Raw genomic sequence first — 25255 nt, 5'->3', positions numbered from 1 at the left:
CGCCTACCCGCCTCGAGATAGAGGGACTGGTGCGGCGACCCAAATCTCTACCAGGAGTCGGGGCGAAGACCAATTCTCTGTGGCGGATCGTCATCTGCTGTCGTGCGAACCGCGATCGTTTCCGCCGGCCGCCGGGCATGTCAGCTCGATTTCCGGGCCGGCAGTCCTGTGCGATGGCTCGCGTATGCGTGCGGGGTGAGCTTGTGGAACGACTCGGAGACCGGATGTCGCAGGAGGCGGTCGAATTGGCGTGCTGATCCCGGCCAGGGATTGGTGAGGGCACCCGAGGGGTGTTTGTACCAGCTCCATCTCACCGTCCCGAACACCGTGCGAGCAAGCGCCTGCTGCACTCGCCACCCATAGACCTGCATGGTCGAGGCATCGACTTCGATTGCGGCAGCGCCGGTTTCGGTACGCCAGCGCAAGCACGCCATGATGTAGGCGATTTGGGTTTCCTTCATCTCCGGGTTGCTGCCCGCCGGGTTGAAGGAGTTCGGGCCGGCGATCAAGTAGGCATTGGGAAATCCTGCCACCGCCAGGCCGGCGAACGCTGCGGCGCCGTCTCGCCATTGCTCGGCCAGTAGCACGCCGTCACGGCCACGAACGGCTAGTCCAGGTAAGAACTCTGTCGCGCGAAATCCGGTGGCCCACACCACGACATCGGCGCGATGGTGTTTTCCGTCCATGGTGTGGATGCCGTCGCAGGTCATGGTTTGGATCGGCGAGGTGACCAGCTCGACGTTCGGCTTGGTCAAGGCTGGATAGAAGTCGCTGTCGAGGATGATGCGTTTGGCACCGATCGGATAGTCCGGGGTGAGCTTCGCGCGCAGTGCGGAGTTGGAGATCTGGCGGTGCAGGTGATGTCGGGCGATGCATTCTGCGGGACGAGCCGACCAGCCTCGGCGCATTATCGGCGACAGCGCTAGGTCCGCGCCGTGATGAAGGGCGGCCCGGTAGACCCGGTGGGCGCCGGGCAGCCGCAAGGCTATGCGGGTGATGGGGCCGAAATGCAGTGTGGGCTTGGGTAGTACCCAGTGTGGTGTGCGCTGGAAGACATCTACCTGGCGAGCAGTCGCGGCGAGGTGCGGCAGGACCTGGGCGGCGCTGGAGCCGGTGCCGACCACCGCGACGTGGCGTCCGGTGATGTCCTGGCTGTGGTCCCAGCGCGCGGTGTGGAACGCCGGGCCCGGGAAGTCGGCGCGTCCGGGGATCTCGGGAATGTAGGGGCGGTGGAGTTGACCGACCGCGATAACGATGGAGTCGGCCAGTATCCGGCCACCGGATTCGGTGATTAGTTCCCATCGGTCCTGCTCGTCGAGGTATGTGGCGGCCTGGATGCCGGTCCTCAGGCGCACGTGTGGTTCGAGGCCTGCGTCGGCGGTGACGCGGTGCAAGTACTCCAGGATCTGTTGCTGGCTGGGATATCTGGTGCGGTGGTCGCGGTAGGGCGCGAAGGAGAACGAGTACAAGTGGGCGGGGACGTCGCAGTTGCAGCCGGGGTAGGTGTTGTCTCGCCAGACCCCACCGAGGTCGTCAGCCTTTTCGAAGATGATGAATCTGCGTATCCCGGCCCGGCGCAGGGCCACACCCATTCCGATGCCGCCGAATCCGGCGCCGATGACCGCCACCTCGAGATCGAGTGGGTCGCGCCCCGGTGGTAGTCGGCACTGTCCAGCGGGGTCGCGACGGCTGCTGTTTGTGAAGTTGTTCATGTTGGGTCTTCTTCTCCTTGCGGCAGTTTGAAGAGATCTGGCTTGGCGGGATCGCACAGAAGAGGCGAGGGTCTCGATGCCGCTGGGAGACGCTCGAATCCGTTGCGACTGAATGTCTTCGGGAGAAGTCAGGCCGAGGTCTGTCGGCGGTACCTGCCGATCAGATGCCGGTATTGGCGGCGGTTGCGTGCCAACGGCGTGTCGGTCGCCGCGGTCGGCATGACGCGAAATATCCACCGCAGCAAAAGAATTGATGCTCGAGCACCGACTTGGTGGTAGGCGGTCCAGGTCATCGGCACGATCGCTCGTACCTCTGGATGCATGATCCCGAAGCCCAATACGGCCGCGAGGTGCCCTGCGGCGGGCCGGATCAGCTTCCACACCGGGTCGGCGGCGGTGGGCAGGAAAGGCGGCCGTGGGGCTCGATGCAGCAGGATCTCTGTGGCGATCTCAAGGGTGGGAGTTCGCATCAAGGACCCGCGGACCGTGTGCTCGTAATGCACGCAGACTTCTTCATAGTCGGCTGGGAGTTTCGTCCTGCCGGTAGCTCGAGCCCGGATGTTTTCACGCGGTAGTGCTCCCACAGAGCTTGTCTCTCGACGGCGTCCGGGTGGTGGCCCGTCAAGGCTGTATACGCGGCGAGCTGCATGCGGAAGACGCTGATCAAGACCCAATTCCACGATTGAGGTGAATATGCCGAGTATCGGAGGCCGGTGACGGGGCTGACGCCGCTGATGTCGCGGTGCAGACGCAGCAGCCTGTGCGATTCGAGCATCCGGTCACCAGCGTGGCCGGCGGTCATAATCTGTGCGGAGGCGGCGGTGGCCGAGGCTCGCTCCCACGGTGAGTGGACAAGGCGTCCGGTGGATTCCAATGCCGCGCTGATGGTGGGCAGCATGGCCTGGTCGAGCAGGGCCGGTGCGAAAAGCCGGATCAGCCGTGACCCTGTCACCTGCTCGAACCGCGCGACGAGTGCGGCGCGTCGCCCGGAGGGCAAGGTTGCGCGATCCTCGCGGGAACGTTGCCCGGACTGGCTGCGAATCGCCCAATTGGATTGCAGGTTCTGATCATTGCTGCGCGCCGGAGAGCGTAGACGCCACCGCCGGTAGCTGCGCCCGCTCATCGGTGCCGCCGGACATGTGCGGCTTGTACCGCTCGTCGCATCCGATAGTCGAGTTCGTTGCGAAGGATGTGGGCGATCAACCACAGTGCGTCACGGCAGAGTTCGAAAGCGAGCGCGGTCGATGCCGCTTCTGGTCGCAGTGAGTTGCGATGTCGGGCGGGGTGCTGAATGCGGCTGAGTTGGCCAGGACTTGGTGATCGGACAGCGATCCGGCGGGTGAACCGTTCGGAGTCGGGGCTGTGGGGGTTTGCGCGGCCGTGAGGGTGCATCGGGTGTGTTCTCCTGAGTGGTGAGGAATTCTTGTTCGATGGCGTGAGCAAACGCCTTGGCTACCTGAGCTCAGTGGCCGGCGGATCGGGTCCGGTCTCGTGCTGTACCTCGGCGGTGGCGCTGTCGAGTCCTTCGGCTTCGATATCGGGGACCCAGTCCAGGGCTGCCGATTCGCCCAGCCCGGCCGAGATCGCTGCTTCGATCGCGGCACCTGACCCGGAATCGGGTGTGGCTGCGGCGGCGAGGGCTACGCGCGCCCGCGCGAGCAAGGCGTTGGCGGTCGGGACCAGGGTTTGGTGGGAGCCAGTGCTGGTGCCGGGATCAGCGATTTGCAGACTCTTCAGTGACCTGCGGATATCGGAGGCGATGGCTCGGCTGGTCAGCGGCTGCCACATCGCTTCGAGGTCGGTCAGCGTGTAGGTCAAGTATTGGCTGATCTCGTGGTTGAGCAGATCACTGGCGGCGGCGAAGGCGTGGGCTACTCTGGCTTGCCCCGTGCCGGGGAAAGAGGCGATCGCCACGGCACGAGTCCGCAGTGCATGGAAATTGCGTTGGAAGCGTTGTGCGGCAGCGGGATCTGCTTCGGTCGTGATTCCGGCTGCAGCGCGCAGATGGTCGCGCACAGTGCTCACGGCAGCCATGTGGGCTAGCCGTTTGGCGTCCTGCATCACCCTGTTGGATGTTCGCCGGCCCCAGGTTCGCGTCGCTGGGGGTAGGAGTTGATCACCCGTCCAGGCTTTGCCTTCGATGCCGTGTCTGCGGGCGAGGTCAATCCAGGCGTTGGGGATACCTTGGTCGCGTGCGGTGATTTCGGTGAGGTCGCGTTCGCCGTGGATCGCATCGAGCTGGTCGACCAGGTGTTTCCAGTCGTTGACCTCGCGTTCGCTGGTCGGGATCGCTTGGCGCTGCCGGACCGATTCCGCGGCAAGGGCATGGATTCTTTCCAGCAGTTGTGCGCGGTCGGGTTCGATATCGCGCACGCGCACTTGCTGTTTCGCCGGCGCGCTCATAGGTCTAACTCGCTGGCCGGGGCCACGAACTCCGGTGCCGCAACCGCGAGGTCGGCCTCGTAGGCAACCGGCTGTACTTGCTCGGCGTGGCTGAAGACCGATCTCGAGGAGGAGGTGTCGGGGTCAGCTGCGGAGGGATCGAGGGCGGCGGCCTCGACCGCGGCGCCGATGTCGGTGCCGGCGGCGGCGGCGGGGTGATGGAACAGCATCGGCTGGGCCAGGGCGAGCACACCCAGGCGTGCGGTGAGTGATTCGTGATCGGGTAGAGCGACTGAGGTGTGGGTTTTGATCCGGGCCTGGGCCAATGCCTTGGCTTGCAGTGCCAGTGGTTCGGCGTCGCTGCGCGCCACGGCTTTCCAGCGCTGCAGGACGACTTCGGCGGGGTGGTGAGCGAGCAGCTGGTAGCCGGCTTCGACCCAGTCGCTGGTGCTGCCCCACAGTCCGTTGCCGTCGGTGGCGTTGAGGTCGAGCAGGTTCACCACACCGGTCAGCCGGGCACGCAACGCGGCAAGGTTGCGGTCGAATGCCTCGACGGCCTGGGCAGGCACCGCGCCGAGCTGACGGCGTGCACTGTCGAGCGCGGTCCATTCGCACAGCTGTTGTGCCTGGGTGGTGAGATCTCCCAGCACCCGATCCCAGTCCGGCGGCGCCGGATCGACCAGTTCGATCTCCGACCACGCGACGCCCCGATCGCCGTCGTGGACCTGGGCGATCCATTCCCGTGGAACAGCGGCGGCCTGCGCAGCGCTGGCCAGCGCATCACACAGGACTGCCCGTTGGTGATAGTCCTCGAACCACTGCGGACTAGGGGCCCGTTTGGTGGTTTCCATCTGCTGGTTGGCCTCGGTGAACAAGGTCCCCAGTTCGGTCCAGTGGGCGTGCAGGGCTTGCAGCACCCGGGTCTGTGCGCGGGTCGGTTTCTTCATGACCGGTCACCACCCAGCGCCGACCCGAGAGCACGGAAGTCGGGTCCGAAACCCAGACGTTCGATCGGAGTCCTCTCCCCCGGCACGCCGAACCACGCGAGCGGGACCGGAGCACCGACCAGTCCTGCGAGGTCGATGTGCTGGGTAGGTGAGCAGCGGTGCAGCGGCCCGTTCGCGGCATCGAGAATGCTGCGCAGGTGCGGGTCGATGTGGCGGACGAACAGGGTGCTCATCGCCGCCTTGTCCTCGGCACGGCGCGCGGCTTCGAACACCGCGTGCACCGCGGCCAGGCGTACACACACCTCGTGATGGCGCCACCACTGCCGGCACCAGCTGTAGGTGCCCTCACGCGAATTCGAGGTGATCCGGACTGCGGTGACCGGCAGCAGCCACTGCTCGACCCAGTCGTACCAGCGCGCGAACATCGGCGGCGGCTTCTTCTCAGCGTCGGTGGTATCGGTGGCGGGTTTGCCCGGCGGTGGAAACCAGCCCGGCGGCACCGGGTCGGCGGGGAGCGAGGCCAAGGCGGTGTGCTGGGTGCGGGTGCAGCGGTGCAGGGGCCCGTTTGCCGCGTCGAGGATGACCCGCAGCTGTGGGTCGTGGTGGTTGAGCAGGAACGAACTCAGCGCGTTGCCGCCTTTGGCGCGCCGCGAGGCCTCGAAAGCACTGTGCAGGTGCGCGATACGCACCGCGACCGGGCGATGGCACCACCACTGCGGACACCAGGTGAAGGTGTTCTCCCGCTGGGATTCGGCCAACCGCACGTTGACCCCGGGCAACAGCCACTTGTGCGTGAACTCGATGAAGTCCCGATACTTCGGCGGCTGTGGAGCCTTCTTCGGGCTGCTGATGGAAGGTGTAGGCGTGGTGGGAGTAGGGCCGCTCACGGCTGCCGCCCTTGCTGCCCAGTCCCGCCGCTGCCGGTATCGGTGACGGTGAGAGTCGCTGGCGGCGTGTGGTTCTCGAACTGCGCCAGCGATCGTTTAACCGCGGGCGCGAAGTCCGGGTTGTCGAACCACGGCACCTTGCGCAGCAGCATTGGGCCATAGCCGGGTATCCGGACCAGGGCGCGGTCTTTGGGCATCGCGCTCAGCTCGGCGACATCAAGAATCGCCTCGGCCCGCCAGATCATGCTGCGGCTGGGCCCGCCGGGCTGAATGCCGCGCGTGCGGTCGGCGACCTCGTGCTGGCCGACGGTGCGTGACCAATGCTCGAGGTAGTCCAGCTCGGCAATGTTGCCGCCGTAGATCTCGATCGACTGAGCGCGCATGATCGACAAACCCTTGGCACCCCAGAGGTTTTCGCCCTGCTCGAGCACCTGCACGATCGTCATCAGCAGGATGCCACAGCCACCGCAGTAGGTGTAGTACTCCGGCAAGTCGGCGATCCGCGCGGTGTTGGCGGCCTCGTCGAGCACCGCGAGCAGCGGGATCTTCAGTCGTCCGTCCGGGCGCGCGCGTGCAACCTCCAGGGCGGCTTCCACGATCTGGCCGACCAGGGCTGAGGTCAGCGGGGTGGCCGAATCGGCTCCAGCCATCGACAGTGCGTAGAGGGTGTCGTTGCTTTCGACGAAGCGGCGCGGATCGAACTGCGGCAGCGTGTGGGTGATCGGGCCGTCGGTGGTGTCGATGACGATGGAGCCGTCGCGGGCTTCGCTGGCCAGGATCGTGCGCCGCCGTGGTGGGGTGACCAGTTGGGCGTAGCCCTTGTGGGTCAGCACGTTGAGATGCCGGCGTGCCATGTCGAACAAGCCGTCACGCTGGCGGGCATAGAGGGCTTGGGCTTCCAGAATTCGCGCTGCGGCGCGGGGCTGGTCCGCGTGGCGCAGGATCAGCGCCGGGGTGGGGTCTTGGTCGCGGCCGAGCCATTCGGTGGCGTGCGTTAGATCACCGCCCGCCGCGGCGGCGGCGAACATGTACAGCGCCAGTAGCTCTCTCGCGCCGCCGTCGAAATAGGCGTCCTGGCGGGCATTTTCGGCTTCTTGGCCGATGAAGAAGCCTGCGATTTTGCGGGCGGCGGGCAGGTGCTGCACCTGCGCGAGCAGGTCGACCCAGAACCCGATCTCGATCCGGCCGGTGACCGCTTGCAGATCACACATCCACACGCGACTGCCCTGCTCGGCGCGGGCTCCGGCGGTGTGACGATAGAGGTCAGGCTTGTTGCTGGTGGCCAGGACCGGCCCCCAACCGGAGAGCACCGCCGGGATCGCCCAGGCCACTGTCTTGCCCGAGCGCTGTCCGGCGGCGATGAATACCCCCAGCTCCGCGGGCAGATACAGCCATGTCCCACCGAGCACGGTGCGGCCCAGCGGCGGCCCCGTCGCGGCCTGAACCTCGGGGGGTGCGTCTTTGAGCAGCCGTAGTGCGGCGGCGGCGTTGTCGACCGCGCGTCCGACCTCGAGTTCGCTGGGGCGCTGCATGGTGTGCGCGGCGGCATCGATACGCCGTCTCCCCCGCGCCAGTCGACGGCCAGCCCACACCAGCGCCCCCAGTGGCGCGCACAGCACGACGGCGACAAGATTGGACTGCCACGGCCAGTTCTGTTGTCCTGTAGCGACTTCCAGTAACGCCAAGAACGGGTGCGCGGTGACGGGAAGTCCGGCCCACCAGCGCCCGATACTCAACGCCGCCCATGCCATCAGTGCGAAGCCGACCGCGCCGAGGAATATCAGCAGCGCGCTGAATTCGGGGCCGAGTCCGCCGACCCGGCGGCGCCGCGATTCCCGGGTGGCGGTCATGACCGCTCCCACGGTTCGGGTTCGACGCCGGGCAGGTTGTGATACGGGGGTGTGGTGATGTTGTTCATCGGTTGAGCTCCTCGGTGAGGTGAGGTTGGGGTGATGGCGTCGCGGCTGGTGCGGTCTCGACGCCGTCCTGGGCGTCCCAGTCCGGGTCCAGGTCTTCGGGCAGGGCGGCCTCGATGGCCGCGCCGATCTCGTGGCCGCCGCTCTCACCGGCGCCGTGATCTGGACCATGTTCGGAACCGGAATTCGCTTGCGCACGTGCGGCTTCGGCCGCTACTTCGACCGTCATCGAGGCCACTCGACTGCCGCCGCGTTGGTCGTGCAGCTCGGCAATCGCGCTACGGAGGTCATCGATCTCGGCCAGGGCGGCCACGTGTTGCCGGGTGAGCTGTGTGAGCCGGCCCAAGAACGGGTGTGCGGGCTGCTGACTCCAGCCGACCCCAGCCACTCCCGCTTGATAGGCGGCGGCGATATCGGTGTCGCCGACACCGGCCATGCCTGCCTCCCGACGGGCGTGTTTGAGCGCGTTGCTCAGCTCTTCCAGGCGCGCGACCTGGGCTTGGTCGAAGCCGGCCTCGGCACCCCAGCGGTCATGTAGCCGGGTGTGCTCTGCGGCCAAGTTCTGCACGGCGGCCAGCGCGCGAGTGTGGCGGGCATGCTGCTCGGCGAGCGCGCGATAGTCGAAGGAAATCGGGGCATCCCGCACGACAGCCGGAAGCAGCGTCGCCTGCTTCTCGCGGCCGGTGTCGCGATCGCCGACGACCTCTTCAACGTCGAGCAGGTCATCGGTAGCCTGGATCACTTCTTCCACCGCGGCCATGTCCAGCAGCCGCAGCTGCCGGGGTGCGCCCAGCGCGCGGTCGGCCGCGTTGGGCGGTGCCTCGAGGCCACTACCGGGGACCGCGCGTAGGTGACGGTCTGTGTCTTGGGGCCTAATGCTGTTGTCTGCGTTGGTGATCGATTGCAGCTGTGGGCCGGGGATCTGCCAGTGGGCACCGGCTCGCGCTGCGGCTGAGGAGACGTCGTCGCTGTGGCCGGTGACCTCGCGCGCTTGACGCAGCGTGCGCCAGCTCAGCTCGTCGAGGCTGGGTTCACCGGCCTCTCGTGCTCGGGCGAGGTCGTCGTACAACGCGCGGGTGGCGTCGGGGTCCAGCTCCCATTGCGTGGCCTCGATACCGAGTTGTCGCCACAGCCAACGGAATTGGAGCTGTTCATGGTCTTCCCACCGTTGGCTGATCTCGTAGGCGTTGCCGTTGCGGTCGGCGATGATTTCCGGGGTGTCACCGGGCGCGATCTGGCTCAGCAGATGGTATTTCGCGAAATCGGCCCGCAGGTTCCGTTCGATGTCGGAGGCCGCGTCGGTGTAGTAGCTCGGGTCGGTGTAGCCGCGGGGCGGTTGCTGCCAGCTCATCGTGGCGCTTCCGCCGCGCGCCTGTGGCGCTCAGGAGTTCGGCCGGCAATTCCGGCTCGGGCAGTGGGTCTTTCGCGGGAATGTGGGAGGGAGGTGTTGGACATCGTGCTCGACCTTGTCGGCGTACCGCGAGCGGATGGTCGGGCTGCGCGGTGGGATTGCTGATGTCCCCGATGGATTGTTGTCCTCTGGACGGCCGGCACCTACGGCCGCGCAGATGACCTGCACGCCTTGTGTTTCACGACCCGAGTCAGGGGTCGGGCGCTGGGCCCAGTTCTGGTGTTTTGCCTGGCATAGCTTGATCGACATCCATGGGTGTGGCCGACCAGTCGCCGACTTCTGCGGCGGGCAGCGCGCTGTCGATGGCTGCGGCCGCAGCGCCCCCGCCGCCGGTGACGACGGCGTTGTCGATGAAGTTCGCGCGGATGGCGGCGTGCGCGTCGGCGATCATGGCCTCCGGTGTCGGCACGCGTGGCGCACCAGGGAGCGGCCGTGCGCCGGGATCGGCGAGAACAGCGGGCGGAAGCGCTGCCACGGTCTCACCGCCCATGTATCGGCGCAGTTCAGTAACCAGTCCGGCCTCATCGTGAGCGCTGACATAGCTGTGGTGCAGAACTTTCCATCCTCTGCTGCCGGTACCCCACAACTGCTCGGCTTCGGTCGCCGTGATTCCCGCCGCGTGCGCCAGTACGGTCGCGCGGGCATGGTGGGCGCGCATGGTCTCGTCGAATCGAACCTGCTGCACGGCGGTGAAAGTGATGCTTGAGCGGCCGGTCACGACGCGGTCCTGATAGGCCGCGACCAAATACGCCATGCGGTGCAAATTCCACAGGTCCACGGCCATCATGTCCACCAGAAACTGCTGGGCCTGCGTCGACGCGGTGACGGTCCCCGGTGTGGATTCGGCGGGGCGTGCGGGTTTCGCACTGCGGTGGCCGAGTTCGCGAACATCCTCGATCCAGGCCGGTTCGAGACCGGCTTGCCGGGCGAGGTCCTCGGCGATCTCGAGTTGCGCCTGCACCGCGTCCAGCTGTGAGGCCCACTCCTGTTCGGGCTCGAGGTCGGTGCCGTCGTAGCCGGCGGGGCCGAGGTCGGTGATGCGGGTGTGCTCGGCGGCCCAGTGCTGGACGCGGCGCAGCAACTGGGCCTGCCATCCGGGATCGGCCCACGGCACCGAGGGACGAATGATCTTTGAAACATGCTCAGGCTGAACCACTTCTGCGCTCGGCCGACGGTGGCCGACGGCGGGGATCGGTTCGATGGGGGTGTCTTCCATGGGTCCTCCTCTCAGGGGTCCAAGCCCGGCGGTGTCGGGTCATTGCCAGCCGACGGGTCCCGGCCGGGCGAGGCGGGATCGATGCCGTCGATGGTGAGGTCGGCGGCGTCGATCGCTGAGCTGATCTCCGATCCGCCGGGTTCGGGTGTGGAGGTCGCTTCGGTGCCGCGTATCGACGGGCCAGGGCCCAGGGCAGCGATGAGTGCTTGTGGCGTCGGTGGGAGTTGACCGGCCGCGGCGATCGCCTCGCGGGTGATGCCCGTCGCGCGCAGGACTTCCCCGAGCTGGGATTCGTTTACCCAGTTCGCGCCGGTCGCGGTGCTGTCCCAGCGCGCGACCAGATCGGATTCTTCACCGTCGAGGTAGTGGGTGGTCATGGTCTTGACGATGTATTCCGAATGCCCCCACACGAATTCCTGCTCGCCAGGGGTCAGTCGCAACGCGTAGGCCACCGCTCCGATGCGTTCGTGCAACGCCTCCAACGTCGCCCGGTGATACCGCTCCGAGTTGTCCGAGGAGCCACCGAAGCGCTGTATATAGGCCCGGTGCACCGCGGCCATGTTGTTGAACTCTCGCATGTGTTGGAGGAGCCCGTTGATCAGGTGCAGCCGGTCGGCGGGGGTCGCTCGTGGCATCGGCTGGTTGCGCTGCCATCGTTTTGCCTGTTCTCCGCGCATGACGGCCGTGTCGACTGCCGCGGCCGGTACCCCGATCTCGGAAGCTTGTTGCATCGCGATATCCCGCAGATGGGTCAGCCCGACGACCTGATGTTCCGAGGCTTGTTCGTAGCTTGCTTGGGGCCCCAGTGCGTTCCGGACCTGGGCCAGGCGCTGCTTCAAGACGTGGCGGTCGGCGCTCAGATTTTGAACCGTCTTGAGGATCTGCTCGTGGATCGCTGCGACCGAGGGCAGGCGTAGGGCGGGGTCATCCATGACGGCCTGGGGTAACGGCCGGTGGCTCAGCCACCCGCACCCTGGTGTGGGTGGCGGTACGGTCCCGGATCGGGTCGCATCCGCTATTGACCTGCTGTTCTTGGTGTTTGGTGTTCATCGTTTCCTCTCCGCTGCTCGGTAGCAGATGTCATCGGGTGCATTCCTGTGATGGGCCGCCGGTTCGAATCAGCTCGGATCGTGGCCGTGTTGCTCGACACTCGTGCCCGGCTCGGTCACCGCGTCGGGTTCCGCGGGGTCCGAGCCGGTGGATTCGGTGAGGGCGGAGTCCGTGCTGATTCCCGCCGCCTCGATCGCCTGCCCGATCACCGCCCCCGCCTCGCCGCCGGGAATCCCGGCGGTGACACCGGGATCGATCAGACATGTGGCATCACCGAGGTCGGTCCTGCCGGTCGCCATCAGCTCGTTCGCTGTCGGGGGGAGCGGCCCGGCGGATTCGCTGAGATCGGGGGTGAGGCCGGCCCCGGACAGCATCTCGCTGGCGAGGTGTTCACTCATCACCGCAGCGGCGGTCGTTCGGGCCTCCCACAGAGCGACCAGGGTGTGGTCGTCGAAACTGCGATGCCCCGCAGCGAGGATCCTGATGTCCTCTTTCGCGCTGCCCCACAACGCATCCCGCTCAGTGGCGCTCAGATCGATCGCGACAGCGACCGCGCCGATGCGTTCACGCAGCGCACTGATGACCTCACGGCAGAACAGCTCAGCACGAGTGTCCGGGGCACCGAAGCGCTCGACGAACACTTCACGTATCGCGGCCATCTCGTAGAGACGGCCCACCTGGCCCGCCAGCCGAGCCAACAGCTCGGTGCGGTCGACATCGGCCACGGTGGGCATCTTCTGCCCCACTCGCCATTGCAAACCCTTGTCACCACGTTCGCGCACGTGATCGATCCACGCTTGCGGAACACCGATCGCGACAGCCTGCTCGGCGAGGGCTTCAGCGGCTAAGCTCTGGCTGGTCAGCTGGGCCTGCCAGCTCCGGGTCGAGCCGAGTTGTTCAGGCTGCCAACCGTATTGGGCACGGTCCGCTGATTCTTTGATGCGTACATGCATGGTCTGCAGCGAGCGCAGCAGCTCTCGGGCGATCATCGGATTCGGTATCGGCGCGCTCATGGCCGCACCCCCGCACCGGTGCCCACGCCGCGCACGGAGGCCTCCAAGCCAGACTCCGACTCTGGCCTCAGGTCGAGTTCACCGCAGCCTCCGGTGAACTCGATAGCCGGATTCGGATTGTTCGTGCTCACCGTTGCACTCCGATGTCGGCATCGGGGGCGCGGCCGGGCTCGGGCAAGCCGGGTTCGGGGTCCAGCCCGATCCCGACCTCGCCGGTCAGGCCGGCGGACTGAATGGCTTCACCGATCTCTGTTCCGAGGTCAGGGGCCGCGGCGGGGTCACTGAGCGTGGCCGCGTCATGCTCGGCATGTCCGAGCATGATCAGCTCTTTGGCCAGGGCCGCGGTGGTGTTGACGGCGCGCGCCGCACTCGGGTCGTCCACGATCTCGGCGTCGATCACATCGAGTAAGGCAGCCGGTTCGGGCCTGTGGGGCAGCTCGCCGACAATTTCGGCGTCGATGATCTCCGGTCCCGCCGCCTTTGGCTGGCGTGGTACGGCGAAGTCTGCCTTGAGATCGTCGAGGAAATCCTCAGCGTCCGGGCCGGTGTCGGCGTCGAAACGCTCGCGATAGGCATCGACATGGGCGGCGTGCGCATCAGACAGATTGGAGGTGTAGTGCGCGGAAGCGAACCCTGCCGCGGCTTTCATCGCCTCCGCGTCCGCCCGCCCCGAGGAACTCAGATCATCGGCGAAACCGGCTGCGCGGCGGCGGATCTCGATCAGCAGCTTCTTGTACTCCACGTCGAGGTCGTGCAGCGTCTCGGCGTATTTCGCGCGATCGTTGTAGCCCTGAATGCGCTTGTCGTGGACCTCGTTCTGTCGTTGCTGATCGACAGTGGTCTCGTAGTCGCGACGCGCGAGGTCGCGGTTGCCGCGTCGGATCTGTTCGTTTTTGACCTGCAGCTCGGTGTCGTGTTCGGCTTGGCCCCACCGTTGGCGGTCGTCGTAGCCCTCGACCTGACGCTCGTGCAGCGTTTGCTTACGCGCGCTCTCGTCGAGCTTGAACTTCTCATCGAGCTCGAATAGCCGTTGCCCCTGATGCCGGCGGTCGACGTAGCCCTGCACCTTGAGCCGATGCACCTGAAGGTCTCGTGCCTCACGGGCTGCGGAGTTCTGCATACTCTGGGCATGGGCACTGGCCGAACGTGCGTCGGCACCGCGGCGCTCCAGAAAATTGGCCACCATCGCGCCGGTCTGGAAAGCCTGGATAAAGCCCTGCCGCAACTGGGCACCGCCCTCTTCGACCGGGTCGCCGCCACTCATCCCGTCACTCCCAGGGCGCTGAGCAGCCACGGCCTACTGCGGTCGACGCGGCGTGCGGTGGCGTAGGCAGTGAATGCCAATGCAGGGGTGCTGTCGCTGGGCTGCAACGCCAGTGCCAGCACCCGGTGGATCACAGTGTCGGTATCGACCGGGTGATCGTCACCGGTCACGTGAACCTCGGCTGTCAATGAAACCGACGCGGTTTGCCATCGCTGCCAGGTCGTCGCGGTGACCGTTAGCACCACCGTGGCGCCCGCCTCGCCACGCGTGGCGTACTCGGGCTCCAGCAGAGGGGTAGCGGCCCGAAATGTTGCGCGCTGGTCGGATTGAGTGGCCGGGGTGTAGGTGAACATCGTCGCGAGCGCAGCGGTCAATACTGCTTCGGCTGAGCACGGATCGATCGCGGCAAACGGCGCTTCGAATCGCGCTGCGGTACAGCGCTTGTCGTCAGCGGGTCCGAGATTTTGCTGTGCGCAACCGGCGGTCGAGACGATGCCGAGCACGGTCACGGCGGTGAGGATCCGGCGGCTCATGTCGGGATCCGGTGGGCGTTGAGTAGGTCGGCCAGCCCGAGGTTGGGGTGCCAGTCGACCGGCGTTGTCTCCGCGCAGGCGTGACGGGCCGGATTGCCGATCGGTTCGGCCATCACCTTCAGCGCCAGTGCTGCGACATATGCGTGGCGGTGCAGATCGTCGAGCAGGCTGCGGCGGTAGCGGTCCATGATCAAACGCAGTCCGCCCGCCTCGGCCCCCCATTCCAACCGAGCTTGGCCGGCGATCCAGATCGCCTGGCGCGCGGTGGCCGCGATGGCGTCGAGTTCGGTCTCCACACGCAGACCGGGCAGGTCGTTGAGACACTGCCGCCAGATCACCCGGCCGTCCGGGCGGCAGATCGTGGCCTGCCCCCGGGTGGCCGCGGCCCATAGCATCAGCTGCGGTCCCTGCGCGCTGCGCGCTGCCAGCTCAGCACGGGCACGCGCCCGGTCACGAGCCTCCTGCCGTTGGGCAGCCCGCTCCGCCTCCAAAGCGAGAATGACTGGCGGGGCATTGATTTCGGACGAGGCGGTCATGGACGAAACCGTCATAGTGTTCCCTTCGTCGTTGAATTGCCGCGCAATCCCGCGTTGGTCTGAAATGGGCGGAAAGCCTGCGTGCGGCTCGGCAGACCCGGCAGGCTCAGACGTCGGCGGGCGGCTGCACACCACCCGCGGTGGCACCTGGCTGCGGCTGGGAGTAGCGCCGAACCGCCATCTGCTCGCCCTCCCAAGCCGAGAGGGGCGTGATGGTGACGTTCTGTCCGGTTTGCGGGGCATGCAGCAGCAAATCCTGGCCTTGGCCGTCGCGGCCGTAGTAGATCCCGACATGATGGGAATCGGTCTTGCCTGGGATAGTGAAAAAGATCAGATCTCCCGGGGCGCGCTCGGCGAATGGCACCGCCACCGCACTCGAATGGTCTTGCTGGGACTGGGTGTAGTGCGGCAGCAAGATTCGCCCACCGGAGGCCTGGAAGATCGCGTAAAGCGTCAGCCCGGAGCAGTCGAAACCGCCCATGGTGGGCCCGGTTTGATCTCCCCCGCCCCACACATATGGAGTGCCGCGGCGCAGCCAGTGCATCGCCGCATCGATCACGGCTTGTCCGAACGGGCCCGCAGGGGTTGTCGGGGCGCCCGAGCCGGTGGGACCGCATCCGGCAGCGAGTTGCCCTGGTTGGGGTGGGCTCATCGTCGCCGGGGCGGTGTCGGCGAACATCGCATACACCTTCCGGGCCAAATCCATCTGGCCGGCGTAGGCATTGGGCGCCGATCGTTCGACCGCCTGCGCCAGCTGCGGCGGTGTCATTTGTTCCGCCCCAACGATTTTGGTGGATTGGTCGTAGAACCAGTTGATCTGATAAAGCGGGTCCATCAACCCCGCGATGCCCACCGAGCCCCAGACACTGACGCGCATCTGGTGCGGACCGACCGAGTCGTGATCGTGTCCCACCCCGTCGTGGGCGTAGGAAAGCGATTCCGGCACAGAGGAGTTCGCGAGGTTCCGGAACGTCGATTCTGTGGCTTGGGCGACCAGTTCGGCCAAGATCACCGTCTCCGGCATTCCTCGCTGCTTGCCGATCGCGACGCCGTTGCGCGCAAGCTGCAGCTGACGCTCGTTCAACCCGGCCACACTCGCACCGCTGGACTCCGACCCTTCTGACCCAGCAGGGCCGGACAGGGCCGCCGCACAGGAGGTGGCGAGATCCGCGCCGACGAAGACCAGCAGCATCAGGATCAGCGACATCGGTAGCATCAACGCGCCGGCCACGAGGGTCTTCGGGGAGTCCATCGGGGTTCACCTGCCTGCCCCCTGCGCCGAGGCGTCATCGGATTCGGTGTCGAAAATGAAGCGCCGATTGGTGTTGTGAATGTCTGATTCCCGCTCGCTCAAGGTGAAGACCATGCGGAACGGGATCCCGGGTTCGCCGCTCTCTCCGGTTTTGAGCAGAAAGCACCCGGTGCCCGGTGGGGTCTCTCGCACAGTGGTGGTGTCGTCGTCGCTGGGTGGGCGCGGGGCGGCCCAGGAGGTGACCAAGAGTTTCTCGGTGTCGGTGATACCGACTGCGGAGCGGATCCGCTCGACTTCCTCGGGCCCGACTGGGCCGATAATCTTCGCGCGGGCGCGTTCGAAAAAGCCGAGCGCTTTGGCTTGGGAGGCAAGGGATTCGAAGGCGGTGAGGTCTTTGACCGTGTGGCTGCACATGATCAATCCCGCACCCAGCGGCCGGTTCAGCCGCGTCAGCGCGTCGACGCGGTCGACCATGAATTCCCCCACTCCGAGGACTCGCCAGATCTCGTCCATGACGACCTCGTAGAGGCGTTTGGGTGCCAAACCGGCATCGGCGAGGGCGTGGGCGGCGGCCACCGCACCGAACCCCGACGACCAGCACACCATCAGCACCGCGGCCAACAGTTTGTTGTCGCCTTCAGGGATCCGGCTGACATCGACACAGATCGCCGGACTGTCCAAGGCCAGTCGCGTGGTCGTGTGGCCGTCGAAGATAGCGCCCATCGGGCCCTCGACCAACGCCCGCAGCGAGCGGCGCAAGGTCTTCGTGCTGGCTCGGTAGGAGGGTGTGTCGTCCTCTTCGGCGAATTGCCGTAGTCGCTCTCCGCCGTCGGAGATCACCGCCAGAAGATCCGAGAGCAGCGGCGGGTTCTCGGCGTTGAATTCATTTGTGCGGCTGTAGAGTTCGCGCAGCCCGGCGGCGATCAGCGTCTCTTCGTAGTCCGCGACGCGGGAGCCGCGCACGAGTTCGATCAGGCCCGCGACGATGTTGACTTGGCCGGCCTCCACTCGTGCCGCGACTTGGCGGCGCTGATCAGGGTCGGGCAGACGGTCGATGACCGATCCCAGTGCCCCGACATCGAGGGGGTTCAGGCATCCGAAGCCGTAGCCGACGTCGATGGCTTGCCCGCCCAATCGCAGCACGAGGTCGCGATAGTCGGGTTTGGTGTCCCCCATACACAGCACGGTTTCCCCCGAGGCAACCGCACCGGTGACGATCCTGCGAATCAATGAGGATTTGCCGAAACCGTTGAGCGCCAGCACGAACAGGATCGGGGCGGTGATGAAGCCGCGAAGGAACCAGGACATCGGATCGAAATGGACGGTGCTTCCGGTGATGTAGTGGGCCCCGACCGGGGTTCCGACCACCGGTGCGCTGGCACCGACTGCAAACGGCCATAGACCGGCGACCTGCACGGTGGTCGCGCGCCACTCCGGGGTGGAGGCCACCACCGCGGCGCGGCCGCCACCAGGCCCGGCATAGCCGCGAGCGGTGAGTTTGGCCAGTTTTCTGACGAAGCCACCGTCGCGGGCGAGGTCGGCCAGCCGGTGTTCGGCGTTGGCCCGCCGGTGATCATCGCTCGAAAGCGCCAACCGTGCTCGTGCTCCACGCCACCCGGGGCGGGTGGCGTCGGCTTCTACCTGTGCTCGCGCCGCGGCGGTGAGCACTCGGATTCCGGCGATGCTCTGCGTTCTCGGCGCGCGTTTGCTTGTGCTGCGCTCTGGTTTGCTCACATCGAGACCCGCTTGGAAATCGAGGCGTGCTCGGGCAAGATCAACCCGACCCCCAGCGAGGCAGCAAAGCTCGCGGCCTGGGAGCCGTAGCAGCGGCGCACATCCAACCGCGCCGCCGCCGACATCCCCTGTACAGATGCTTCGATACCGGGCATATCCGCGTCCTGGGTGTCGGTCACGGTGATCAAGACACCGAACCGCGTCAACCCAGCACCTTGGGCGTGTTCCTGGCGGGCGGCGTTGGTGTTGCCGACCCTCAATGACGCAGAGGCAGAGGCGATTCCGCGTTCGGTTTGTTCCGCCGCGAGGGCATCGCGGAAGTCGGAGTCGACGAGTTTGGTGGCCTCGGCCGCCGAGTGCAGGCGATACACGATGGCGACCCTCTTGCGGGGGACGTCCGCGCGGGGGCGCAGTAGCTCCTCGAGGCCGGTTTCGGTGACCGCGCCGCGGGGTGCGCCGTCCATTTCCCAGGTGATCGAGCGTGCGCCGTCGTGCAGGTAGTGGTCCCAGCGGTCCTCATGGGCGAGAGGTCCAGATTTGTCCCACGTTTGGGTATCGGTCAGGGCTGCGCCGGCGGCCTCAACATCACGTTGGGCGGCCAGGTCGTAGCGGCTACGCACCAGCCCGATCACCTCCCACGCCTGCAACGGTGTCGCGGGCAAACCGGCGCGAGCCAGTTGCGACAGGACCCCTTGCAAGCGCTGGCCGATCTCACGGGCCTGCTCTTCGGGATCGCGGCGGATCCTGCCTTTGCCGATTGCCCGGTAGGTCAGGGTGATTCGGGCTTCGATGCGGGCGCCGCCGCCACCGCTGTCGGTGGTGGCCTCGCGCATCACCGCGGCCGCGAAATCCGGGGCGCCCGGGCGCACGAGGCGCGCTACCTCGCGGCGCTGTTTGAGCCGGGTCTCCACGACGCTCTCCAGCACTGCGGTGACCGCGATGACCTCACCGCCACGGCTCTGAGCGGCTAGGAAGGCTCCGTAGCCTTCGACCCAGGAATCGATCTGGGCCTGATCGACCAGTTCCTTGCCGCGTGGGATCACCCGCACGATCACGCTGTAGTGATCGGGGCGCCGGATGTGGATCATCGCAAAGCGCCGCCCGCCTGCGGTCTCATACTCGCTCAGCTGCGAATCGGCCAGCAATCCCGGCAGCCGCGAGGCCCCCGGGATACGGGAGAAACGGCCCGCGCGGTAGCTCAGCTCGCCGCGGTGGCGAGCCAGCGCGAACTGCGCGCGCAGTACCGCGATTTCCCAGCCAGTACGGCCACGGACTGTGATCACCAACGGCACGAACACGACCGTGCTGGCCAGCAACAACACCCCCACCACCGCCGGTGAGCGGGTGAGCATAAACGCCAGCATCATCGCCACGGTCAGTGCGAGGCCCAGCATCGACGCACCCCAAGTCAATCCGAAGAATCCCGCGCTGCGAGGCCTTTCCCAGCGCCCGTACATCCGTGAGGTGGTCATCGGCGCACCTCTCCCGGGACGGGGGCATGCAGATCGAAACTGTCCGCGGACCCGGCCACGGTCGAGTCGACCGCCGAGATACCCTGCTGTGCACCTTGTTTCGCCAGTTGCGCAACCGAAAGGATCGCGCCGGCGGGGCCTGCCGCCCCCGCAGCGGCATGCCCGCCGCCACCGGCGGCTGCGCCGGTCGCGGCCTGCTTGGACGAGGCCGCCTTCGACGCCGAACCGTCCGGGGCGCGGTGGGCGGCACCGCCCGAGATCACCCCGGGCGACGAAGCTCCGTTCCCGCCGCCGCGATTCGTGCCGCCGCCGGAAGGCATCGGGCGGCCACCGGCGCTTCCGCTCGGTGGAGGCGGCGGTCCGCCTCCACCAGGCGATGATTCCCCTTCTCCCATCTTGCGGGCTTGGCTGCCGCCGCGCCCTCCCGTTGACGCCATCGCCATCCCCAGCCCGCCACCCGCCAGCGCTGCGGCCCCACCGCCCCCGCCTCCCAGGGCGGCGACCGCTGGCGCGATGAGACGCATCAACGCAGGCAACGTGATCGGGACCATTACCAGCAATAGAAGACCGAGCAGGATCAATTGCGGGTCCTGCTGCTGGCCTGGGCTGGGAGCGCCTGCGGCGGTGAAGGCGATCGCGTAGACCAAGGCGCCGACCGGCTTCCACAACACGAAGGCCAGCGCCCACGCCAACATCTTTTTGTAGGCTTGAGCCCCCGGGCCCATCCCAGAAGCGGCCGCGGCGATCGGTATCGCCGCAACAACCAGAATTAGCAGGGCTTGGCGCACCACCAGCATCACCAATTGCACCAGCGCACTCACGATCCCCAGCAGAGCAAGGATCAGCAGCAGCCCTGAGCCGAAGCTCGTGCCATGCCGCAAGTCGAATCCCGCAAGTCGGGCGATGACTCCAGGGGCATCCGCCTCGGTCACGTCATAGAGCACCCAGTGCGAGAACTCGTCGCCAGCCCGAGTGCCAGCAGCCACAACACCGGCGAACATCGCCGAGGCGAAGACCGCCTTGGCGAACATCATGAACGATTCCTGAGCTTCGCCAGCCAGCCCTCCACGTTTCGCCAGAGCCAGGCGCGCGGCCGCGAACATGATGCCACCGCTCAGCAGCAACACCTGAAGACCACTGGTGTAATCGCGGATCGAACCCATCAGTGCTCCTGGTTCGCCCGACGGCGTAGCCAGCGACGGTGACGGGATGTCGAGCCACCACGTCAATGCCCACTGCAGAATGTCGGCCAGCGAAGCGACAAAGGCGTCTACGAGTTTGTCGAAACTCGAGCTGGCGACATCGCTGGCCGCTTGACTGCCGAGCCGTCCGAGCTGACAGACCGCGCCCGGCCCGCCGGGGATGTCGCACACCTCCGGCAGTGGGAGCTGCTGATGCAAGGGATCAGCGAAAACCGCGTGCGATCCATAGGCACCGAGCTGAGTCGTCATGGCATCGACTTCCAGCTGGTGAAGTCGATCAACGACACAACCGGAGTTGCTGGGGCCCAGAGGGTTTCGATGTCTTCGGGGACACGGACTCGCCAATCCCCGTCGGTCCAAGTCATCGGCCAGGTGGAGTAGGCGCTTCCGCCTGGGGCCTTGGTGGCGATCTGAACGACAGCGAAGTCGTTTCGATAGTCCGGCAGCACACGAAAGCCTTCTGGGACCACCACGAACTGTCCAGCGTCGGGCGTGGAGTTGCGGGCGCGCGCGAAACGGGCTTGCAGCGCTTGCCCGCCGCCGTGGTACCGCTGGGCGACGACCTGTTGCCACACCCCGTCCGGCGCTGCCAGTGCCCGGGCGAGTGCGTCGTAGGCCGCTAGTGCCGCACCCTGCGGTGTTTGAGCGAATCCAGAGGCGACACCCGTACGAATGTGGGCGGGGCCGTCGCTGCCCGAGATCGGCAGCGCCGCACCACCCCATCCACGCTGCCACTGCATGCGCGCCGGCACCGCCGCCAGATAGTCCGGGCGGCTCGGCGCGGACCGGGCCGCCGGATCTTGGGGCAGGGCAAGCCCTTCCTCTGTTCCTTTGTCCTCGAGGCGGTTTCCGAATCGGTCGATCGTCGGGGGCTTGTCGATGGTCGGGCCCTGTCGGGGGGTGATCCGTGGCGGTGGCGTGGCGCCCGGTGGCGTGCTACTCGGATTCGACGGTGTCGAGGGGCCCTGGTTTCCGGTGAGCACCAGAGCGAATGCCGCAGCGACGGCCACAGTGATCCCGATCAGAAGCGTGATCAGCAAGTTGCGAAACCTCATGAGGCACATCCGTTCTCACGCTGGCGATAGTGCGACGGCCTCGGCGGGCAGGGCCTCCACCGCGGTGACCGCTGAGACAGCGCGTTGGTAGGGAACCAGTAGCTGCCAGTCCCCGGAGTGCCACAGCACGGTGGTGGTGTTGCGGGTCAGCGAGGCGTCGGCTTGGCGGCTGTAGATCGAGACATCGGCGGCCTCAGGGGTGTAGCGGTCGACCCGATAGCCCGCGATGCTCGGCGCTTCGCCGGTCATGGCTTCGGTGATCGAAATCTGTGTTCGAAGGACTGCCCACTGGTCACGGCCAGGCCCCGGGGCCAGCATCGCCGCGGTCACCGCAGGCCACTGGCTGTCGAGGGCCACCGACATGCGCACAGTGGCGTGGATCGCGGCCAGCGCGGCGCCGACAGGTGAGCGGTCGAATCCAGCCACTACCGCGCCATTATCGGTGGCAGGTCCTTGATGTGCGACCGGCAGCTGCATGCCGTTGAACGGCGTCCACCGCAGCTCACTCGGGGGCACACGCAGATCGATGACCGGTGTGTCGACCGATGCTGGACCACTATCGCGGGAGCAGCTGAGCGCGCCGAGTGTCATCGCGAGGGCCGTGCAGGCGGCGGAGCAACTGATGGCTCGGCGTAGCACTAGGTGTGCCATGGGTGATTCCTCCTGGGGTCAGCGGGTGGCGACGATCGCGGCAGCGAGTCCGCCGGCCGAGGCGAGCAGAGCTGCCGCGGCGACGGTTCCGAACAGTCCTTCCACGCTTTCCTCGCGGTAGATCCGGACCGCGAGTAGTCCGCCGAGCCAGACCGCGCGGGCGACGCACAGCGCCAGGACCAGCCAGGCCAGCCATTGCAGAAGCTGGACGAGCGGGTCGGTGACGCTGGCGGGCAGCGGTTTGGCGCTCACGAGTCCGCACCTTCGAAAGCGGGGAAGGACTGGTGGTCGCGATAGGCGACCTCAAGGGCGCGCAGGACCGCGTCCTCGGCGAAGTCGGGGTAGGTGTGGGGCAGCGAATGCGTTGCGCGGGGGATCATTTCGTAGTCGGCCCAGATCGCATTCGCTAGCCGGGCGGACTCGCCGGCAGCAACGATGCGATCGAGTTCGCCACTGAGGACGAACGACGGTGTCGAGCGCATCCCGACCGCGACCTCCGGGGTCAGCGTGAATTCGTTGCACTGCTGCAACCAGTCGGCCAGGACGCGGGGATCACCGCGTCGAGCGCCGGTGACGAAAGAGTGCGCGAGTTTTCCTTGCCGGTCCAGAGCGCGCAGGCGGCGCTCGAGCATCGCGTGGCCTGCGGCGGCGAGCGGGTCCAGACGCCCGCGGCGCCGGCGGCGCAACCGTGACAGTGTCGGCTGGCACTGCGAGGGCACCATCGCCATGTCGTGGAACCTGAAGTGCGTGGCCGCGTTGAAGAACACGAGTCCGGCCAGGTCGGCGGCGTGGTCGGGGTGCTGTTGGGCGTAGGTGTGCACGATGAGACTGGACGCGGAGTGCACGACCAGTACAACCGCGCCGCTCGCGTGGGTCAGCACGGCGTCGAGGTCCTCGGCGAGACGGCGCAGCGTGGTGTGTTCATGTTTCGACGGCCACTGCGAATGGCCGTGTCCGCGCTGGTCATAGACGAGCTGGGTGATGCCGTTGCCCAAGCGCTGGTGCAGTCGACCGGTAAGCGGGGTCCAGAACGTCGAATCGGCTAGCGGTCCGTGCAGGTAAGCGATGGTGGCCGGGGCGTCGGGGCGGCCGATCCTGGTTGCCGAGAGTCGCACACCGTCGGAGGCGGCGATGGCGAAAGGGTGGGTATCGAGCGACATGAGAGTTCTTTCGACGAATTGCCTAGGGAGACAAAGCCAATGGGAGGGAGACGTGGCTTCGGCGGTCAACCACCGGTGACAATGGCGTTCATGATTCCGCCTGCGGTGGTGGAAAGGATGCCGCCGACCAGTGCACCGAGGACGATCTTGGGAGACTCCAAGGCCCCGCCATGCCATCGTTCCCAGCCGAATTTGCCGCCGGCATAGATCAGCGAGGCGACCCCGGCCAGCATCGCGATCCACGCGATGTAATTGATGATGTTGAGGAGCTTGCCCGCCTCCGGCGGCGGCTTCGGAGTGATCTTGATTTCTCCCTGAGTGAGCAGGCTGGAGGCTTCCAGCAGCAGGTAGGTCGCACTCATGACGGATCCTCCGAATCATGTTGTGCCTCAAGCTGTTTTCTGATCAGTGCGAGGTCGGCGATGATTGCCGCTCCGGCGTGATGGACATCGCGAGGCACCGCGCTGGTGATCGGTGCACGACGCTTCGGCGGCGGGTCGAACGGCAGGTATTCGACGAGGTCCGAGAGTTCACACCTGGTGAGTTCGTCGTGCCAGCCGATCGTGTATACCGACCCGACGAGTTCGGTGACGACCTCGCGGTAGCGGCGCACCGGCGCGGGTACCCGCCCTGGGCGCACCGCCGAGAGCACCAACCCGATTACCACCACACCCTCGGGAGCCAGTCCGGCGTGCCATTCGCGCAGCCGCTCGGCCGCGGCGATCAGTCCGGGCATGCAAAGGCGGGCCGCGACGACGACTTTTTGTGTGGTTGCCGGTGAGGCCGGCCAGGCGAGTCCGCAATCGGCGGCAGGGCCCCACCAGTGCGCCAGCGTCGAGGTGGCTGCTCCGCCGTGTGCGCCCAGGACGGCGAACAGGGGCGGGTGCGGGCCGGTAATCGGTAATGCGTTGTGCCGGAACGGTGCTCGCCTCTGTGGTGGAGGGGCGGCGACGGTGGCGGGCTCCATGCGATGTCCGATGTCGAGGACCTCGGCTTCGCGGCGGTGCAGGGCTGCGCTCATGATCCCTGCCTCTGAATGTTGGTGATCACCGCGGAGCCGTCGCCGGTGGGCCGGACGTTGATCACCTGGAGGTAGTCGATGCGTTGTCCGTCAGGGCGCACTTCGACCAGGTGCACCGTCGCGGCGGTCTCGGCGATCGCAGTGATGGCCACACAGTGCTCGGTTCCAAAGGGGATGGAGGCGATGCCCGCCGCCAGCGGCTCGGGTGCGATCCCTGCTCCCGGGGCCAGCCACCGCAGCGCGGCTTCCACATCGCGGGCAACGTAGTAGGCATGCTCGAATCCGCTGATCGCCTGCATCACGCTGCTGCCGGAGGATGCTGTGGTGGCGGTGACCAGGGATCCCGCCAGTCCCGTGCAGGCAGGGCTGCTCGGTGTAGCTGGTGGTGACGAGGGCTGCACAGTTGAGGTACTCGCCAGCGCGACTGTGGGTTCGGCTGCTGCTTCGCGGTCTTGCTGCGGCGAGGTCGGCGCCAGCACGGCTACCACCGCGATCGTGGCCGCGATGCCGAACGCGATCGTCAACCAGACCGCGACGGGCGGCATCGGCATGCCGCGGCGCGGTTCTGTGTTGTTCGCGCCGCTGGGCTGGGGGTCGGTTGCGGCATGTGCGAGCCATTCCCATTCGTCGGTTGGCTCCTCGGTGTGGTTGTGCGGGTCGCGCATGCCGTGGATGGGCAGCGGAGAGACTGTGGTGGAGTTGAGCCATCCCCAGCCCAGCGCTTCGCCGGTGCGGGAGTCGATTCGAGGATCGGTAGCCATGTGGTTCACCTCCTTGGATGGATTCGGGTGGGCCCTTCGGGGGGAGCGTCTCGGGGATCGACTTACGAATCAGCTCTTGT

At 66.7% G+C, this 25255-nt stretch carries 25 protein-coding genes; all 25 read right to left on the bottom strand.

Annotated features, from left to right (window positions below; genetic code table 11):
- Window positions 1-140: 140 nt before the first annotated feature.
- Window positions 141-1712 (bottom strand): NAD(P)/FAD-dependent oxidoreductase, encoded by a 1572-nt coding sequence (locus tag IBX22_RS23820; protein ID WP_194817947.1) that lies wholly within the window; start codon window positions 1710-1712, stop codon window positions 141-143.
- Window positions 1713-1840: 128 nt separating this feature from the next.
- Entirely contained in the window at window positions 1841-2215 is a 375-nt protein-coding gene (locus IBX22_RS23815) for a hypothetical protein (RefSeq protein ID WP_194818946.1), read from the bottom strand.
- Window positions 2182-2610 (bottom strand): oxygenase MpaB family protein, encoded by a 429-nt coding sequence (locus tag IBX22_RS38560; protein WP_375540285.1) that lies wholly within the window; start codon window positions 2608-2610, stop codon window positions 2182-2184. Before IBX22_RS38560 ends, IBX22_RS23815 begins: the two co-directional genes overlap by 34 nt.
- 554 nt (window positions 2611-3164) lie before the next feature.
- Window positions 3165-4115 carry a hypothetical protein gene (locus IBX22_RS23805; RefSeq protein ID WP_194817945.1) on the bottom strand — a complete coding sequence of 317 codons (951 nt, stop codon included), beginning with the start codon at window positions 4113-4115 and terminating at the stop codon, window positions 3165-3167.
- Entirely contained in the window at window positions 4112-5041 is a 930-nt protein-coding gene (locus IBX22_RS23800) for a hypothetical protein (protein WP_194817944.1), read from the bottom strand. The genes IBX22_RS23805 and IBX22_RS23800 overlap by 4 nt, the downstream gene beginning before the upstream one ends.
- Entirely contained in the window at window positions 5038-5928 is an 891-nt protein-coding gene (locus IBX22_RS38330; RefSeq protein WP_194817943.1) for a DUF4913 domain-containing protein, read from the bottom strand. Before IBX22_RS38330 ends, IBX22_RS23800 begins: the two co-directional genes overlap by 4 nt.
- The gene (locus IBX22_RS23790; protein ID WP_194817942.1) at window positions 5925-7778 is read right to left on the bottom strand and encodes a type IV secretory system conjugative DNA transfer family protein; all 1854 of its coding nucleotides are present in this window, start codon (window positions 7776-7778) and stop codon (window positions 5925-5927) included. Before IBX22_RS23790 ends, IBX22_RS38330 begins: the two co-directional genes overlap by 4 nt.
- Window positions 7779-7842: 64 nt before the next feature.
- Window positions 7843-9195 carry a hypothetical protein gene (locus IBX22_RS23785; protein WP_194817941.1) on the bottom strand — a complete coding sequence of 451 codons (1353 nt, stop codon included), beginning with the start codon at window positions 9193-9195 and terminating at the stop codon, window positions 7843-7845.
- Between the two features lie 250 nt (window positions 9196-9445).
- Window positions 9446-10471: a hypothetical protein gene (locus tag IBX22_RS23780; RefSeq protein WP_194817940.1), complete on the bottom strand. Its 1026-nt coding sequence runs from the start codon at window positions 10469-10471 to the stop codon at window positions 9446-9448.
- An 11-nt stretch (window positions 10472-10482) separates the two neighbouring features.
- Window positions 10483-11403 (bottom strand): hypothetical protein, encoded by a 921-nt coding sequence (locus tag IBX22_RS23775; RefSeq protein WP_194817939.1) that lies wholly within the window; start codon window positions 11401-11403, stop codon window positions 10483-10485.
- A 186-nt stretch (window positions 11404-11589) separates the two neighbouring features.
- On the bottom strand, window positions 11590-12534 hold the full coding sequence (locus IBX22_RS23770) for a hypothetical protein (RefSeq protein WP_194817938.1): 945 nt from the start codon (window positions 12532-12534) through the stop codon (window positions 11590-11592).
- Window positions 12535-12661: 127 nt separating this feature from the next.
- The gene (locus tag IBX22_RS23765; protein ID WP_194817937.1) at window positions 12662-13798 is read right to left on the bottom strand and encodes a hypothetical protein; all 1137 of its coding nucleotides are present in this window, start codon (window positions 13796-13798) and stop codon (window positions 12662-12664) included.
- Window positions 13795-14307, bottom strand: a complete 513-nt coding sequence (locus IBX22_RS23760; RefSeq protein WP_194817936.1) for a hypothetical protein — start codon at window positions 14305-14307, stop codon at window positions 13795-13797. The genes IBX22_RS23765 and IBX22_RS23760 overlap by 4 nt, the downstream gene beginning before the upstream one ends.
- 20 nt (window positions 14308-14327) lie before the next feature.
- Window positions 14328-14867 carry a hypothetical protein gene (locus tag IBX22_RS23755; RefSeq protein WP_194817935.1) on the bottom strand — a complete coding sequence of 180 codons (540 nt, stop codon included), beginning with the start codon at window positions 14865-14867 and terminating at the stop codon, window positions 14328-14330.
- A gap of 106 nt (window positions 14868-14973) precedes the next feature.
- Entirely contained in the window at window positions 14974-16119 is a 1146-nt protein-coding gene (locus tag IBX22_RS23750; protein ID WP_228539361.1) for a C40 family peptidase, read from the bottom strand.
- A 6-nt stretch (window positions 16120-16125) separates the two neighbouring features.
- Window positions 16126-17853, bottom strand: coding sequence for a hypothetical protein (locus IBX22_RS23745; protein ID WP_194817934.1), 1728 nt, complete (start codon window positions 17851-17853; stop codon window positions 16126-16128).
- Window positions 17850-19325, bottom strand: a complete 1476-nt coding sequence (locus IBX22_RS23740; protein ID WP_194817933.1) for an SCO6880 family protein — start codon at window positions 19323-19325, stop codon at window positions 17850-17852. Before IBX22_RS23740 ends, IBX22_RS23745 begins: the two co-directional genes overlap by 4 nt.
- The gene (locus IBX22_RS23735) at window positions 19322-20698 is read right to left on the bottom strand and encodes a hypothetical protein (protein ID WP_194817932.1); all 1377 of its coding nucleotides are present in this window, start codon (window positions 20696-20698) and stop codon (window positions 19322-19324) included. The genes IBX22_RS23740 and IBX22_RS23735 overlap by 4 nt, the downstream gene beginning before the upstream one ends.
- Window positions 20699-20772: 74 nt before the next feature.
- Complete coding sequence (locus tag IBX22_RS23730; protein WP_194817931.1) at window positions 20773-21582, bottom strand: hypothetical protein; 810 nt, start codon at window positions 21580-21582, stop codon at window positions 20773-20775.
- A 15-nt stretch (window positions 21583-21597) separates the two neighbouring features.
- A complete protein-coding gene (locus tag IBX22_RS23725) occupies window positions 21598-22233 on the bottom strand; it encodes a hypothetical protein (protein WP_194817930.1) in 636 nt (211 codons plus the stop codon).
- Between the two features lie 18 nt (window positions 22234-22251).
- Complete coding sequence (locus IBX22_RS23720; RefSeq protein ID WP_194817929.1) at window positions 22252-22485, bottom strand: hypothetical protein; 234 nt, start codon at window positions 22483-22485, stop codon at window positions 22252-22254.
- Complete coding sequence (locus IBX22_RS23715) at window positions 22482-23393, bottom strand: alpha/beta fold hydrolase (protein ID WP_194817928.1); 912 nt, start codon at window positions 23391-23393, stop codon at window positions 22482-22484. The genes IBX22_RS23720 and IBX22_RS23715 overlap by 4 nt, the downstream gene beginning before the upstream one ends.
- A gap of 65 nt (window positions 23394-23458) precedes the next feature.
- On the bottom strand, window positions 23459-23755 hold the full coding sequence (locus IBX22_RS23710) for a hypothetical protein (RefSeq protein WP_194817927.1): 297 nt from the start codon (window positions 23753-23755) through the stop codon (window positions 23459-23461).
- Complete coding sequence (locus IBX22_RS23705; protein ID WP_194817926.1) at window positions 23752-24414, bottom strand: hypothetical protein; 663 nt, start codon at window positions 24412-24414, stop codon at window positions 23752-23754. The genes IBX22_RS23710 and IBX22_RS23705 overlap by 4 nt, the downstream gene beginning before the upstream one ends.
- The gene (locus IBX22_RS23700; protein WP_194817925.1) at window positions 24411-25175 is read right to left on the bottom strand and encodes a hypothetical protein; all 765 of its coding nucleotides are present in this window, start codon (window positions 25173-25175) and stop codon (window positions 24411-24413) included. The genes IBX22_RS23705 and IBX22_RS23700 overlap by 4 nt, the downstream gene beginning before the upstream one ends.
- Window positions 25176-25255 lie beyond the last annotated feature (80 nt).

Source organism: Nocardia sp. XZ_19_385 (genome assembly GCF_015355755.1).
Classification (GTDB): domain Bacteria; phylum Actinomycetota; class Actinomycetes; order Mycobacteriales; family Mycobacteriaceae; genus Nocardia.
Note: the sequence above shows the minus strand (reverse complement) of the source record. Positions and strands in the feature narration are given on the sequence as shown.

Bases quoted from the DNA above. Each gene is read 5' to 3' on its own strand.
- IBX22_RS23790 (WP_194817942.1), bottom strand. From the start codon at position 7,778: ATGACCGCCACCCGGGAATCGCGGCGCCGCCGGGTCGGCGGACTCGGC.
- IBX22_RS23750 (WP_228539361.1), bottom strand. From the start codon at position 16,119: ATGGACTCCCCGAAGACCCTCGTGGCCGGCGCGTTGATGCTACCGATG.
- IBX22_RS23770 (WP_194817938.1), bottom strand. From the start codon at position 12,534: ATGAGCGCGCCGATACCGAATCCGATGATCGCCCGAGAGCTGCTGCGC.
- IBX22_RS23700 (WP_194817925.1), bottom strand. From the start codon at position 25,175: ATGGCTACCGATCCTCGAATCGACTCCCGCACCGGCGAAGCGCTGGGC.
- IBX22_RS23780 (WP_194817940.1), bottom strand. From the start codon at position 10,471: ATGGAAGACACCCCCATCGAACCGATCCCCGCCGTCGGCCACCGTCGG.
- IBX22_RS23740 (WP_194817933.1), bottom strand. From the start codon at position 19,325: ATGACCACCTCACGGATGTACGGGCGCTGGGAAAGGCCTCGCAGCGCG.
- IBX22_RS23785 (WP_194817941.1), bottom strand. From the start codon at position 9,195: ATGAGCTGGCAGCAACCGCCCCGCGGCTACACCGACCCGAGCTACTAC.
- IBX22_RS23765 (WP_194817937.1), bottom strand. From the start codon at position 13,798: ATGAGTGGCGGCGACCCGGTCGAAGAGGGCGGTGCCCAGTTGCGGCAG.
- IBX22_RS38560 (WP_375540285.1), bottom strand. From the start codon at position 2,610: ATGCTGCCCACCATCAGCGCGGCATTGGAATCCACCGGACGCCTTGTC.
- IBX22_RS23775 (WP_194817939.1), bottom strand. From the start codon at position 11,403: ATGGATGACCCCGCCCTACGCCTGCCCTCGGTCGCAGCGATCCACGAG.
- IBX22_RS23805 (WP_194817945.1), bottom strand. From the start codon at position 4,115: ATGAGCGCGCCGGCGAAACAGCAAGTGCGCGTGCGCGATATCGAACCC.
- IBX22_RS23755 (WP_194817935.1), bottom strand. From the start codon at position 14,867: ATGACCGCCTCGTCCGAAATCAATGCCCCGCCAGTCATTCTCGCTTTG.
- IBX22_RS23820 (WP_194817947.1), bottom strand. From the start codon at position 1,712: ATGAACAACTTCACAAACAGCAGCCGTCGCGACCCCGCTGGACAGTGC.
- IBX22_RS23705 (WP_194817926.1), bottom strand. From the start codon at position 24,414: ATGAGCGCAGCCCTGCACCGCCGCGAAGCCGAGGTCCTCGACATCGGA.
- IBX22_RS23725 (WP_194817930.1), bottom strand. From the start codon at position 22,233: ATGGCACACCTAGTGCTACGCCGAGCCATCAGTTGCTCCGCCGCCTGC.
- IBX22_RS23800 (WP_194817944.1), bottom strand. From the start codon at position 5,041: ATGAAGAAACCGACCCGCGCACAGACCCGGGTGCTGCAAGCCCTGCAC.
- IBX22_RS23730 (WP_194817931.1), bottom strand. From the start codon at position 21,582: ATGAGGTTTCGCAACTTGCTGATCACGCTTCTGATCGGGATCACTGTG.
- IBX22_RS23715 (WP_194817928.1), bottom strand. From the start codon at position 23,393: ATGTCGCTCGATACCCACCCTTTCGCCATCGCCGCCTCCGACGGTGTG.
- IBX22_RS23710 (WP_194817927.1), bottom strand. From the start codon at position 23,755: ATGAGTGCGACCTACCTGCTGCTGGAAGCCTCCAGCCTGCTCACTCAG.